Here is a 13,306-nt window from a genome sequence, read left to right on the forward strand (position 1 = left end):
CGACCGCGGCGCGGGCGTCCACCGGCCGAACGTGGCGTCCACGATGGCCGGTCGCCGCGACATCCGCCCGCGGGCCGCACCGCGCACGGGTGGATCATGTGGTCAGATGAGCCATGGGCGACGGGTGGCGCGAGGTGGCTCTCGACGAGGCGGACTGGCTGGCCGAGCTGCGGCCGGACGGCGCGTTGACCGGCTACGACCCCGGTGGCAGGCCGGACGCGGTGTGGATCCTGCACGCGATGTACGAGTGGGAGACGGGCGCGACCCTCACCACTCATCACGACCTGCGGCGCAGCCTGCTCGACGCGAACCTGGTCGAGCCGGAGCTGGTCGGCGGGATCAACCTCGACGAGTGGGGCGTCGTCGACACCGGCGGGGCCGTGGGCCGCTCGCAGCACCCGGGGACCGGGTGGCGGCGGCTGACCTGGGCCGAGCTCGCGGCGCGCACCGACGAGCCGGTGGTGCCGCCCGGCAGCGCGCCGGACTTCCGCAGCCTGCCGGGCGCGCATCCGGACGGCAGCTGGCCCGCCAGCATCGAACCGCCCGGCGAGGGTTCCCTGGACCGGGAGGGCTGGCTGCGGCTACTCGACCTGCTGATCGCCTGGTCCGGCCCGGACACGCCGTGCTTGGCCTACATCGCCCGGGGCGCGGCTCCCGACCAGGAGCCGCACGTGCTGGCCGGGCCGCTCGGCGAGGCGGCGGCGCTCTACGACGACGAGCGCGGCAGCGGCTCGCCGGCCAACCTCTGGCCCGCCGACCGGTCCTGGGTGACCTGGTCGGACTGGGACCTGTGGGGCACCAAGGTCGCCGGCCCGCCCGCCCTGGTCGAGGCGATCCTCACCGACCCCGAACTCGAAGCCCTCCGCCTGCCCTGGGCCTGACCGCTGTGGTCCTTGATCGCTGTGGTCCTTGATCGCTCGACTTGCCTGGCACCTGTGCGTATCTTGAGCCCGCTTCCGCACACCTGCCAGGCAAGTCGGACGATCATCGCGGCGGTCAGGGTTCGGTGAGGTCGATGGCGGCGGCCGGGCAGTTGTAGGCGGCCTCGCGCACCGCGTCGTACTCGGACTCGGGCGGTTCGGGTTGGCGCAGGACGACCAGTCCGAGGTCGGAGTCCTGGTCGAAGACCTCGGGCGCGGTGCGTACGCAGTTGCCCGAGCCGCAGCACGCGTCCCGGTCGACGGCGACCCGCAGCCGTCCGCTCACCACGTCACCGGCAGCCGCTGCACCCCGAACACGACCGCGTCGCGGTAGCGCACCTCGTCGGCGTCCACCGCCAGGGCCAGGCCGGGCAACCGTGTGATCATCTCGGACAGGGCGATGCGCAGTTCGGCGCGGGCCAGCGGCTGGCCGATGCACTGGTGGATGCCGAACCCGAACGCCATGTGCTGGTGCGAGCCGCGGTGCAGGTCGAACTCCGCGCCGGCGGGGAACACGTCGGTGTCGCGGTTGGCGGCCGACAGCAGCGCGATGACGCCCTCCCCGGCCGCGATACGGTGCCCGCCGACGTCGGTGTCGGCCACCGCGACCCGGGTCAGCCCGGTGCGCACGATGGTCAGGTAGCGCAGCAGCTCCTCGACGGTGTCGTCGATCAGTTCGGGCCGCTCCCGCAGCTGGCGCAGCTGCTCGGGGTGCTCCAGCAGCACGAGCGTGCTCAGGCCGATCATGTTCGAGGTGGTCTCGTGGCCGGCGATGAGCAGCAGCACGGACAGCCCGACCAGCTCCTCCTCGGTCATCTCGCCGGTGGCGACCCGTTCGGCGGCCAAGCGGCTGATCAGGTCCTCGCCCGGTGAGTCGCGGCGGTCGGCGATCAGCCGGGCCAGGTAGTCGCGCAGCTCCTCGATCGCGTCGCGGACCTGTTCGGGCGGGCTCGACCAGGCCAGCAGGATGCGGCTGCGCTCCTGGAAGTAGTCGTGGTCGGCGTACGGGACGCCGAGCAGGTGGCAGATCACCATCGACGGGACCGGCAGCGCGAAGTGCTCGACCAGGTCGGCGGGCGGCCCGGCGGCCCGCATCTGCTCCAGCGCGTCGACGACGGTCTGCCGGATCAGCGGTTCCAGCGTGCGGATGTGCTTGATCATGAACTCGGGGGTGAGCATGCGGCGGAACTTCGTGTGCTCGGGAGGGTCCATGCGGATCAGTGAGCCGTCCGGGCGGCGCGGCATGTCCTCCGGGATCGGCCTGATCAGCGGGAACCCGGGCCGGGTGAAGTCGCTGGAGAAGTCCGGGCTGCGCAGCAGCTCGCGCAGGTGCTCGTGCCGGGTGAACAGCCAGGCCTGCTGGCCGGTGGGCAGCCGCACCCGGCCCACCCCGTCGGGGCCGAGATCGGGCAGCAGCGGGTCGAGCCCCGCATTGCCGAACGGGTAGGTCGGGACATTCGTGGCCAGCGTGTCGGACATGTCAGACTCCCCCGTCGAACCCCCAGGACCACTCCAAGTTACTAGGATTTGACCCTTTTGGCAGAGTTCTGGCCGACCGGCCGGCTGGTCAGGGGACCACGACCACCGGCCAGCGGCCCTGCTTGACCAGCCGGGTCGCCACCGAGCCGACGAACCGGTGCCCTGCCTGCGCGGACGCCCCGACGACCACCATGTCCGCCTTCACCTCGTCCGCCGCGGCGCGCAGCTCACCGTACGGATCACCCCGGCGCACCATGAACGTCACCGGCAACCCCATCTCCTCGGCCGCCAGGCGCACCTGCTCGCGCAGCTCCCCGGCCAGCTCCTCGGCGGTCTCCAGCGCCGCCACCGCAGCCTGCCCGTAGACCGCGGCGACCAGCCCGGCCGACTCCCCCACGAACACCACCACGAGGCGGCTGCGCTGGCGGCGGGCCAGCCCCGCGGCGTAGGAGGCAGCCCGTTCCGAGGGCGGGCTGCCGTCCACGCCGACCATGATCACGCGGGGTCCGTCGGTGCCGCGCTCGAACGCGCACGGGGCGGCCGCCGGGCCGTAGTGCTCGGTGCGCTGCTGCGGAACGTCCACGGCCGTCTCCGCTCAGGCCCGGCCGAGCGTCGGGGCGGACTCGGTGAATCCGCCCGCGGCGACGGTGGGCAGGTCGCCGGGGCGGGGCCCGAAACCGTCGGGCACCCGGACCGCGCTCGGCGCGAAGCCGTACGACGGCGCGCCCTGCGGCGACCACCCGCCCGCCTGCACCGGGGCGTACGACTGGTCGCCGTAGGCGGGGGCCGGCAGGCGGGTGTCGCTGTGCGGCGGCCACGGAGTGGACGGCGCGTAGGCGAACGCGGGCGCCGGGGTGTGCGGGCGCGTGTCGGCCGTGGCGGGGGCAGGCGCGTAGGCGTACGCCGGGGCGGGGGCGTGCAGGCGCGTGTCGGCCGTAGCCGGGGCGGCGGCGGCGTACGCGTACGCCGGGGCCGGGGTGTGCGGGCGGGCGTCCGCGTGCGACGGGACCTGGGCGGCGAGTGCGGGGGCGGCCGGCGCGGGTGCCGGGGCCTCGGCGCCGGAGCGCAGCACGATGTCGGGCAGCAGCATCGCGGCGATCACGCCGACCACGCCGATGGTCGCGGAGATGAGGAAGATGTGGCCGGTCGCGTCGCCGTACGCCTCCCGGACGATGGTCTGGGCCATCGGCGGCAGGGCGTTGAGGTTCAGCGAGCCGCCGCCCGAGCCCGCGGGCAGGCCCGCGGCGGCCAGGTGCGCGGCGATGATCGACTGGACCCGGTTGGCCAGCACGGCGCCCAGCACCGAGACGCCGATCGTGCCGCCCAGCGAGCGGAAGAAGGTCACCGAGCCGGTGGCCGCGCCCAGGTCCTTCATGGCGGCGGTGTTCTGCACGGCGAGCACCAGGTTCTGCATGGTCATGCCGACGCCGAGACCGACCAGCAGCATGCCCACGCTGATCATCGTCAGCGGCGTGTCGTGGTCGATGAACGACAGCCCGAGGAAGCCGGCCACCAGCACGATCGCGCCGGTGACGATGTACGGCTTGACCTTGCCGGACTTGGTGACCATACGGCCGGTGACCGTCGAGGAGACCAGGACGCCGAGCATCAGCGGCATGGTGAGCAGGCCGGCCTCGGTCGGGGTGTAGCCGCGGCCGATCTGGAAGTACTGGCCGAGGAAGACCGAGCCGCCGAACATCGCCATGCCGACCGCGAGGCTGGCGAGGATGGACAGCGCGGGGACCCGCTTGCTGATCACGGTGATCGGGACGACCGGGCTCTCCGCCCGCAGTTCCACCCACACCGCCGCGGCCAGCACCAGCAGCGCCGCGCCGACCATGGCGAAGGTCTGCCAGGACAGCCAGTCGAACGAGTTACCGACGAACGACACCCAGACCAGCAGCGTGCTCACCCCGACGGCGATCAGGGCCGCGCCCACATAGTCGATCTTCGCCTTGATCCGGTGCCCCCGGGGCAGGTCCAGGGTCAGCCACAGCAGCGCGAAGGCGATAGCCGCGATGGGCACGCCGATGAAGAAGCACCAGCGCCAGCCCAGCCACGAGGTGTCCACGATCAGGCCGCCGAGCAGCGGCCCGGCCAGCGTCGCCACGGCCATGACGCCGCCGAGGTAGCCGTTGTAGCGGCCGCGCTCGCGCGGCGGGATCATCGCCGCGATCACGATCTGCACCAGGGCCTGCAGGCCGCCGACGCCGATGCCCTGCACGGCGCGGGCCGCGATGACCTGGCTGGTGTCCTGGGCGAAACCGCTGAGCAGCGAGCCCACGACGAAGATCACGATCGCGATCTGGACCAGGAGCTTCTTGCTGAACATGTCCGCCAGGCGCCCCCAGACCGGGGTCGTCGCGGTGGCGGCGAGCAGGGTGGCGGTGACGATCCAGGTGTACTGCGTCTGGGTGCCGTTCAGTTCGCCGACGATGCGGGGCAGTGCGGTCGACACGATGGTCGAGCTGATCATGGCGACGAACAGCACGAGCAGCAGCCCGCTCAGGGACTCCAGGATCTCGCGGTGGCCCATGCGCAGGTGGCGGGGGGTGTGGCCGGGGTTGCTCATGGCATCGAATATGGCACTCAATTTGCGCAGTGTGCAAAGTTTCCCGATGTGCATTTCGCCACGGCGGCCGGTATCGTCTCCTGCTCGTGGAGCCCACGACGACCGAGCCGACGACGACCCTGCGCGAGCGCAAGAAGGAAGCGACCCGGCAGGCCCTGCACGAAGCCGTGCTGCGCCTGGCCGTCGAGCGCGGCCTGGACGCGGTGACCGTGGACGCCATCGCCGACGAGGCCAACGTGTCGCGGCGCACCTTCTCCAACTACTTCGCCAACAAGGAGGACGCTCTCCTGTACGGCGACCGGATGCGCGTCAACACGCTGCTCGAACTGCTGCGCGCCCGCCCCGCCGAGGAGACTCCGTGGCAGGCGCTCACCAACACCGCCGTGAGCCACTTCGAGCAGATCGGCGAGGTCGACCCGAACTGGGTCGCGCAGACCCGGCTGCTCCGCCGCCACCCGTCCCTGCTCGCCCAGCAGGCAGCCGCCCAGACCTCGCTGGAGCAGGAACTGGCCGTGGAGGTCGCCGCACGCGACCCGGGCCATCCCGACGAGCCGATGCGCTCGCGGGTGCTCGCCGCCGTCTTCATGACCGCGCTGCGGACCGTGTTCGGCCTGTGGGTCGAGCAGGGCGGCGGAACCGCCCTGCCCGTCGCCGTACGGGCCGGGCTGGACCGCGCCGCCGAGCCGTTCGCGTAGCCCGTGCGCCCCCCGGCAGCGGCCGCCCGTGATCGGCATTCAGCAAACTTTGCGCTGTGTGCAGCGTTACGAGTCGCTCGACAAGCGACCCGCGAGCGGTATGGTCCGTGATCGTGAAGGCACTTCGCCGACGTAGCGCGCCGAAGGTCTGCCGACGCCTGGCCCGGCCGTACCGGTCCCCGCGCCGGCACGCCGCAGTACCCCGGGAGCGGGCCGCGGTGCGCCGCAACCCGCGCCCGCCCGCCGTGTCGGAGCAGCCGCCGCCGGAGGGCTGCAGACCGTCGACACCCGGCTGGCGTCGCTGGCTGCGCAGGCTGCTGCCGGTGGTCGTGGTCGTGCTGGCCCTGCAGACGGTCAGTGGCCAGATCCCCGGCCTCGACCAGATCGAGCCGGTCGTGGCCGACGGCGAGCTGGCCTGGATCGGGGTCGCGCTGCTGGCCGAGATCCTGTCGATGTCGCTGTTCGCCCGCCAGCAGACGAACCTGCTCAAGGGCGTCGGGGTGCACGCGAGCCTGGGCGGGGCGCTCGCGCTGGCGTACACCCGCTCCGCGCTCTCGATCAGCATGCCCGCCGGCACGGCGGTCTCCGCCGCGTACGCCTTCCAGCGCTTCCGCCGCTGGGGCGCGAGCCGCGAGGCGGCGACCGCCGTGATGATCATGTCGGGCGTCAGCTCGTTCGTCGCGCTCGCGCTGCTCTACGTCGCGGGCTACCTGCTCATCTTCCTCGCCTCGCCCGTGTCGACCTGGCAGGCCCAGCCGACGCTGACCCTCGCGGTCCTCACGGTGAGCGCCGGGACGGCCGCCCTGCTGGTGCGCCACCGGCTCCGGGCGCGCGCCTCGCTGACCATCGACGGACCGGTGAACGAGGAGGATCTCGACTTCCTGGCCACCGCCCCGGACCCGGCCGCCGGCGACGCCGGACGACCCACCCGCTCGGGCCTCGTCCGCGCGCAGCTGCGCCGGCTCGGACAGCTGCTGCGCGACGTGGCCGCGGTCGCCGAGAGCATGCCGCGACGCCACCGCACCGCCGCGCTGGGCCTGTCCGCGCTCAACTGGCTCGCCGACCTGGCCTGCCTCGTCGCCGTCGCGCAGGCCTTCCACCTGCCGCTGGACCTGCTCCAGCTCGGCACGATCTACGTGGCCGCGCAGCTGGTCCGGCAGATCCCGATCACCCCCGGCGGCATCGGGGTCATCGAGGCGACCCTGCTCGCCGCGCTGACCGCCGCGGGCGCGGAACCGGCCGCCGCCGCGGCGACCGTGCTCGGCTACCGGTTGCTGTCCTGCTGGCTGGTCATCCCCGCCGGCCTGACCACCTGGGCGTTCCTGCGCCGCGCCGACCGCCGCGCGACCGCCGAGCCGGCGACGGCACCCGAGGCCGGGCCGGCGGCGACCGGTCCGGTCACGGCGACGGCAGCGGTTCCGGAGACGACGACTGTCGCAGCCGGGACGAAGACCGTCGTGGCGAACGGCTGACGCGGCGAGTCACCGGCGGGGCGCGGGTTGCGCCACGTCGGGTCCGCCGGTGTGCACGCTGGGCACGTGGTGGGCCGCCGGTTTCGGCAGCGCCTCGACACAGGCCTGCGAGCAGGCGTTGACCAGCAGCGGGAGCACATCGGAGCCGACCGCTCGCGAGATCCAGACCTGTCGCGCCGCGCCACCCGACAGGACCTGGTCGCAGACGCCGCAGGTAAGGATCTCGTCGGCGCCCCATACTCCGGGACCGGCCGTCGCCGGCCGCGAGCCGGGTTCGGCGAGCCGCGGGAACGACAGTCGCGTCTTGTGGTTGCCGTACACCGCCCGGGTGCTCACGGTGCTGGCGACCAGCCGAGAGCAGCGGGTCAGCTCGTACGGGAACCAGTGCAGCCGGTAGGAGGTGTACGGCTCGAACCGTTCCAGGCTGCGCATCAGCCCGATCTGCGGCGGGATCCGCACGAGGTTGCCGCCGTACAGCACCAGGTGCTTGACCTCGGTCAGCATGCCGATCGACGCGGGCAGGGTCACCACCTGCCGCCGCTCCTGCGGGCTCAGCTCCGTCAGCGGCGCGAACCTCTCCCGGCCGTCGGCCGCCGCCTGCTCGATCAGCACCAGCAGCCGCAGCCACCCCGGCGCTCGCGTGTCCTGCAGGTCCTCGTGGAAGCGGGTCGCCCGCCTGGGCCGTTCCATGCAGCGGCAGGTGTCGCGGGCATCGCCGGCAACGGTCGTGTCACCGAACCGGTTGGTGAGCACGTGCGGCTGCTCGACATCAGACATGGCGGCACGATAGCCCGCCGGTCACCGGCCTGGGGCTGTGGCGGCGGATTCGCCGTCGGCGGGCGTGGACGACGCGCGCCACGCCCAGCGGCCCAGTGCCAGCACCGTGAGCACCTCGAAGGTGGCCATGCCGCGTTCCACGAAGCCGAGCGGGATGACGTCCCACCACGGCAGCCCGGTGTACGGGGTGAGCAGGTAGGCGCCGATGATGACGCTGATGAAGGCGAGGGCGGCCAGCGCGGGGATCGCGGTCAGCCAGACGCTGCCCCGCCAGCGCCGCTCCCGCCGCCACATGACGGTGACCAGCAGCGCACCCAGGGGCAGGCTGAGGAACGCGACCAGGCTCGCCATCCGGTGGATGGTCCCGTGCGTCGACGGGCCGACCGACCAGTCGTGCTTCGGGAAGTACACCACCGCGGCCAGGCCCGCCGACCACAGCAGCAGCCCCAGCGATGCGACCGAGGCGGGCCGGATCAGCTTGGCGTACGCCAGCGCGACGAACACGGCCAGTGAACCGGCGGCGAGGATCAGCACCCCGAGGTTGAACACCCAGCCGGTCTCGGAGTACGCGTACTCGCTGATGGTCCGGCGGACCGGGCTGATCGACGCCGTCGGCGGCAGCACGTGCAACGCGGACACGGCCAGCACACCGGTGAGTACGGCGACGAATCCGGTGGCGGCGAACGCGCGAGCCAGTGCGGTGGGCGGCATACCTCCGATCATCCCGTAACCGCCGCGTCAAACGGAGGCGGCCACCGGTTCCGGGGCGGTGGAATCCGCAGGGGCTCCGACACGGCCCGATCGCCAGGCGAGCACCCCCGCGCCGACGGCGAGCGCCGCGCACACCGGCCACAGCGCGCCCGGAGCGACCCCGTACAGCAGCGCGCCCAGCGGAGCCGCCAGCATGGTGCCGCTGGTCGCGGCACCGCTGTAGAGGCCCTGGTACTGGCCTGTCAGCTCGGTCGGGGCGCGGTCGAGCACGTGTGCGGTGGCGGTGGTCTTGTAGAGGATCTCGCCGGCGGTCAGCACCACCATCGCGGCGATCACCACGGCCGCGGTGGAGCCGAGGCCGAACAGCGCCATGCCGGCGCCGACCAGGGTGTATCCCACGGCGACGATGCCGGTCGCGGGCAGCCGCCGCAGCAGCATGGTCACCGGGATCTCCAGCAGCAGGATGAGCCCGGACCCGACGGCGAGCACGGTCGCGTACACGGTCAGCTGCTGGCCGTTGTCCCGCAGGTAGACCGGCAGCGTCGAGTAAAGCTGGCGGTAGACCACGTCGACCACGACGATCGCGGGCAGCAGGAGGAGCAGGCCGCGGTCGGCGAGCACGCTGCGCCACAGCCCGGCGGGACGGCCCCCGGCCGGTGTGGTCTGCCGCTCGGGCTCGGCCCGCAGCAGCGCCGTGGTGACCGCCCGGACGGCCAGGATGACCAGGCCGTCGATGACGAACAGGGCGGTGAAGTGTTCCACGGCGAGCAGTGCGCCGACCGGCGGTCCGATGACGCAGCCCGCGTTGAACGCGGCCCGGCTGATCGCGACGGCCCGCCGCCGGTCGCCGGCGGGCACGGCCAGCGCGGTCAGCGCGCCCTGCGAGGTGCCCGCGGTCGCGCCGGTGTAGCCGAGCAGTGCCGTCGACACCGCGAGCAGCGCCAGCGGCGTCCACGGGATGAGCAGGGTGGTCACGCCGGTGACGGTGGAGGCGAGCAGCATGACCCGGCGGTGGCCGAACCGGTCGCCGAACCAGCCGCCGGTGAAGTTGCCCGCGAGCAGGCCGACGCCGAGCGCTCCGCTGATCAGGCCGGCCTGTTCCAGCGGCAGCTGCCGCGGTCCGGTGAGGTACAGGAACAGGAAGGTGAAGACGAAAGATCCGGCAGCGTTGACGAATCGGCCGACGGCGAGGATCCACACGACCCGGGGTATGTCACGCACGCACGCACCCTAGAACGCGTGATCATGTTCGCGCAAAGGCGTTACCGCCGTCCGAGCAGATCACGTCCGGCTCGACGACGGACACGTTCATCATCGCCGGTCAGCTGCTCGACAGCACGATCACCCGGTCGATGGGCGGCATGACCTGCTCCTTGTCGGGGTTCAGCACCACCCCGTGCTCGTCGCCGCTGTCGGTCACCCGGTAGCCGATGGCGACCTCGCCGCGGCGGGCCGCCGCCGCGACCACGGTCGCGAAGGTGATCGTCGCGCCGGCCCGCAGGTAGTAGCTCGCCGGGCGGATGTAGATCTCCGCGCCGTCGGCGTCGAACAGGTCCGCGAAGACCGACTCGAGGTGGCGGTTCTCCGAGATCTGCGTCATCAGCAGGCTCACCAGCTGCTCGCTGACCACGAAGTCGTCGGCCTTGGTCAGCTGGGCCAGCGCCCGGTCGCGGTCGTCGCGCATCTCGCTGACGATCGACCCCGGCCCTCGCCCGGCGAGGATGTCGCGTAGGTGCAGCAGGGTGACCAGCACCCGCGAATCCGCGGTCAGCGCGTCGAGGTCGTCGTCGGACAGCACGATGACGTTGTGGTACGACGCCACGTCCAGCGTCTCCAGCACTCCGCGGTCGCGGGTGTCGCCCGCCTTCGACCGGATCAGCAGGCGGCGCAGCCGGGGTGCCAGCCGCCCCACGGCCGGGGTCGCGTCAGCCCGGTCGGTGACCACGTCCACCGTGGACCCGGCCGCGACGTACACGTCGAGCTGCTCGACGATCCGGGCGGCGCGCCGGTTCCAGCCCAGGATGAGTGTGCTCTCCGGAGCCGCCGGGCCGCGCACCCCGTGCACGATCGCGGTGTCGTCGACGGCGAACGGCGCGGTCGCCAGGGTGATCATCGAGTCGTCGCGAGCCAGCAGCACGATCCGGTCGCCGGGGCTGATCATCGTGCCGGGCGGCGGGTTGAGCACGGTCTTGCCGTCGGCCAGCAGCAGGCCCAGCGGGCAGCACTGCTTGTACGCCAGCAGCGCCTGCGCGAACGGCCGCCCGACCAGGGACGGCTCGACGGTCATGTAGATCTCGTCGCCGCCGAAGTCGAACAGGTCGTGGTAGACCACCGACAGCTTGGACTGCCGGGCGGTCTGCACGATGAGCCGCGCGCCGATGTCGTCGCCGTCGAGCACGATCGCGTCGCCGCCGGCCAGCTTGGCCACGGCCCGGTTGCGGCTGTCGCGCACGGCCGCGACGACGTGGTGCGGGCGGCCCCGGAACGCCGGACCCTTGTTGATCGCGAGCAGCGTCTTGAGCACGTACGCGTCGGCGTCCTCGGCCGTCGCGCCGTCCGGGGCCAGCACGATGATCGACCGGGCCTCGTTGAGGTTGACCATCTCGAGGTCCTTGAGGTCGAGCGGGCTGCCGGTACGGAAGATCAGCCGGGTGCGGCCGGTGTCGCCGATCCGGTGCTCCACCCGGTCCTCCATGGTGACCTTGTCCTGCTCGGCGAGCACGACCACGGCGGCGCGGCGGCGGCTCGCGTTGGCCTCCACCATCTCGGTGATCACCGTGTAGATCTGGTCGGACCACCCCAGCACCACGGTGTGGTCGCGTTCGAGCACCGCGGAGCGTCCCTTGCGCAACTGCTCCAGGCGGCGGTTGATGCCGCTGGTGAGCAGGCCGATCAGGGCGCTGGCGACGAAGATGCCGCCCAAAGCCAGCACGAACCACATCGGCAGCAGAATCCAGCCGGCGTCGGTCGGCGCGGACAGGCTGAAGGCGGTGACGAAGGTGGTCCACAGCACCCGCAGCGGGTCTCCGTCCATGGCTGACGGGTCCACGATCTCGATCGCCACGGTGACGAGCAGCACCAGGCCGAAGGAGGCGACGGCGAGCCAGCCGATGAGCCCGGTGGTGCCGCGCGACATGGTGTTGTCGAACCAGTAGCGCAGCCGGGCGCGGAGGCTCACCTTACGGGCCATGAGCTGGAAGTCCTTTGAACGCAGGGAGGGGGCATGCGCTGCGGTCGATCCAGGTGCGGTGGCTCACTCTAATGGCGGCCGCATGCGTGACGCGGCGGGGTGCCGGACCGGCCGGTAACGACGGAGCGGGCCGGTGCGCTCGGCACCGGCCCGCTCGCCCTCCCCTGCGGTTACGGTTGCTGGACCAGCCGGAACGACTGCGCTCCGGTGCCGTTGCAGGCGTACTGCACCAGCTGGACGCTGTCGGCCATGGACGCGGCGGGCACATCCAGGCACTTGCCGCTGTTGCGGTTGACGAGGTGGTAGTAGCCGCCGCCCTCGGCGACGGGCTGCCACTGCTGGTTGTTGCCGCCGCTGTAGGTCCACAACTGGATCGGCGCGTTGTCGGCCGTGGACACGTTGGTCACATCCAGCGAGCGGGCGCTGTTGAGCCTGATGTCGACGTGGGTGTAGCCGCCGGTGGTGGGTGTGAAGCGGAACTGCTGCGCGGTGGTGCTGTTGCAGGTGTACTGCTGGATCGCGGTGCCGTTGGCCGATGCCGCGGCGCGGGCGTCGACGCACTTGCCGCTGTTGCGGTTGACCACGCTGTACCAGGCGGTCGGCGAGATCGGCCCGGACGACGCCGACGGCGCCGGGGAGGCCGACGGGCTGGGACCGGTGGTCGCCCCGCCCAGCCACAGCAGGCCGTCGATCAGCCAGCGGTTCTGCACCTCGCTGGCGAACGTCGAGGACAGCCGCGTGTTGGTGTTGTAGTTCATCGCGTTGTGCCCGAAGTTCGCGTACAGCATCTTGTAGTTGCGGTTGGTCCAGATGAGCGGGTGGTAGCCGCTGTACCAGGTCTGGTTCGGGTCGGTGCCGACCGGGTAGCTACCGGGGTCGATCGAGGCCAGGATGTCGATGTTGGGGTTGGTGCGCAGGTCGTTGCGCCACGAGTACCACTCGCTGACCGCCGAGGTCCAGGTCGCGGGCAGCCGCGTGGTGGACGGGTGGGCGCGTTCGGTGCGCATCGTGACGCTCGTCGGCCCCCAGGTGTTGGAGACGAACGCGCCGGTGCCCAGGAAGGTGTTGTAGTACCAGCTCCAGGTGTTCGGGTCGGTGTTGAACGCGGTCACGTGGAAGCCCATCCACGCGCCCCCGTTCTGCATGTACTGCTGGAACGCGGCCCGCTGCCCGGACGGCGGCGCGTCGTCCAGGAACATGATCACCTTGTACTGGGCGAGGTTGCCGGTGTTGAGCCGGGTCCAGTCGGTGGTCGCCTCCCAGGTGAAGTTGTTCTGGGCGGCGGCCTGCGGGAACCAGACCAGCGCCTCCTTGTCGAAGTCGATGTGCGCGGCGTCCCAGGTGCCGTTGTAGAAGGCGAGCACCTTGAACGCGGGCGCGGCCTGTGCGGTGCCCGCGCCCGTGACCACCGTCGCGGTGATCGCGGTGAGCAGGGCGGCGAGTGCGGCGAGCCACCACCTGGCGGTGGTGCGCAGTGTTCTGGACACGAC

At 72.1% G+C, this 13,306-nt stretch carries 11 protein-coding genes and 1 pseudogene; 3 read left to right on the plus strand and 9 right to left on the minus strand.

Annotated features, from left to right (window positions below; genetic code table 11):
• Nucleotides 1-113 precede the first annotated feature (113 nt).
• Nucleotides 114-881 carry a hypothetical protein gene (locus HAV39_RS05415; RefSeq protein WP_191838075.1) on the plus strand — a complete coding sequence of 256 codons (768 nt, stop codon included), beginning with the start codon at nt 114-116 and terminating at the stop codon, nt 879-881.
• A gap of 115 nt (nt 882-996) precedes the next feature.
• Here the strand turns inward: HAV39_RS05415 and HAV39_RS05420 are convergent, their stop codons facing one another.
• The 4 genes and pseudogenes from HAV39_RS05420 to HAV39_RS05435 all read right to left on the minus strand — a co-directional run.
• Nucleotides 997-1,206, minus strand: coding sequence for a ferredoxin (locus HAV39_RS05420; protein ID WP_239120773.1), 210 nt, complete (start codon nt 1,204-1,206; stop codon nt 997-999).
• Nucleotides 1,203-2,399: a cytochrome P450 gene (locus HAV39_RS05425; protein ID WP_191838076.1), complete on the minus strand. Its 1,197-nt coding sequence runs from the start codon at nt 2,397-2,399 to the stop codon at nt 1,203-1,205. The genes HAV39_RS05420 and HAV39_RS05425 overlap by 4 nt, the downstream gene beginning before the upstream one ends.
• 88 nt (nt 2,400-2,487) lie before the next feature.
• On the minus strand, nt 2,488-2,982 hold the full coding sequence (locus HAV39_RS05430) for a universal stress protein (RefSeq protein WP_239120774.1): 495 nt from the start codon (nt 2,980-2,982) through the stop codon (nt 2,488-2,490).
• A gap of 432 nt (nt 2,983-3,414) precedes the next feature.
• Nucleotides 3,415-4,971: pseudogene (locus HAV39_RS05435) on the minus strand (MDR family MFS transporter); the annotation flags it as partial.
• An 86-nt stretch (nt 4,972-5,057) separates the two neighbouring features.
• Between HAV39_RS05435 and HAV39_RS05440 the strand changes: the two are divergent.
• Together HAV39_RS05440 and HAV39_RS05445 are read left to right on the plus strand one after the other, a co-directional pair.
• The gene (locus tag HAV39_RS05440) at nt 5,058-5,666 is read left to right on the plus strand and encodes a TetR/AcrR family transcriptional regulator (protein ID WP_203736628.1); all 609 of its coding nucleotides are present in this window, start codon (nt 5,058-5,060) and stop codon (nt 5,664-5,666) included.
• Between the two features lie 113 nt (nt 5,667-5,779).
• Nucleotides 5,780-7,138, plus strand: coding sequence for a lysylphosphatidylglycerol synthase transmembrane domain-containing protein (locus HAV39_RS05445; RefSeq protein WP_203736627.1), 1,359 nt, complete (start codon nt 5,780-5,782; stop codon nt 7,136-7,138).
• A gap of 9 nt (nt 7,139-7,147) precedes the next feature.
• On the opposite strand, the gene HAV39_RS05450 is transcribed toward HAV39_RS05445, so the two are convergent.
• The 5 genes from HAV39_RS05450 to HAV39_RS05470 form a co-directional block, all read right to left on the minus strand.
• Nucleotides 7,148-7,915 carry a leucine-rich repeat domain-containing protein gene (locus HAV39_RS05450; protein ID WP_203736626.1) on the minus strand — a complete coding sequence of 256 codons (768 nt, stop codon included), beginning with the start codon at nt 7,913-7,915 and terminating at the stop codon, nt 7,148-7,150.
• A gap of 21 nt (nt 7,916-7,936) precedes the next feature.
• Entirely contained in the window at nt 7,937-8,626 is a 690-nt protein-coding gene (locus tag HAV39_RS05455; protein WP_191838078.1) for a DUF998 domain-containing protein, read from the minus strand.
• Between the two features lie 27 nt (nt 8,627-8,653).
• Nucleotides 8,654-9,847, minus strand: a complete 1,194-nt coding sequence (locus HAV39_RS05460; protein WP_191838079.1) for an MFS transporter — start codon at nt 9,845-9,847, stop codon at nt 8,654-8,656.
• A 100-nt stretch (nt 9,848-9,947) separates the two neighbouring features.
• Nucleotides 9,948-11,816 carry a CASTOR/POLLUX-related putative ion channel gene (locus HAV39_RS05465; RefSeq protein WP_191838080.1) on the minus strand — a complete coding sequence of 623 codons (1,869 nt, stop codon included), beginning with the start codon at nt 11,814-11,816 and terminating at the stop codon, nt 9,948-9,950.
• Between the two features lie 170 nt (nt 11,817-11,986).
• The gene (locus HAV39_RS05470) at nt 11,987-13,303 is read right to left on the minus strand and encodes a ThuA domain-containing protein (RefSeq protein ID WP_239120907.1); all 1,317 of its coding nucleotides are present in this window, start codon (nt 13,301-13,303) and stop codon (nt 11,987-11,989) included.
• Nucleotides 13,304-13,306 lie beyond the last annotated feature (3 nt).

The organism is Catellatospora chokoriensis (assembly GCF_011297315.1).
GTDB lineage: Bacteria > Actinomycetota > Actinomycetes > Mycobacteriales > Micromonosporaceae > Catellatospora > Catellatospora citrea.

Bases quoted from the DNA above. Each gene is read 5' to 3' on its own strand.
- HAV39_RS05415 (WP_191838075.1), top strand. From the start codon at position 114: ATGGGCGACGGGTGGCGCGAGGTGGCTCTCGACGAGGCGGACTGGCTG.
- HAV39_RS05425 (WP_191838076.1), bottom strand. From the start codon at position 2,399: ATGTCCGACACGCTGGCCACGAATGTCCCGACCTACCCGTTCGGCAAT.
- HAV39_RS05450 (WP_203736626.1), bottom strand. From the start codon at position 7,915: ATGTCTGATGTCGAGCAGCCGCACGTGCTCACCAACCGGTTCGGTGAC.
- HAV39_RS05455 (WP_191838078.1), bottom strand. From the start codon at position 8,626: ATGCCGCCCACCGCACTGGCTCGCGCGTTCGCCGCCACCGGATTCGTC.
- HAV39_RS05465 (WP_191838080.1), bottom strand. From the start codon at position 11,816: ATGGCCCGTAAGGTGAGCCTCCGCGCCCGGCTGCGCTACTGGTTCGAC.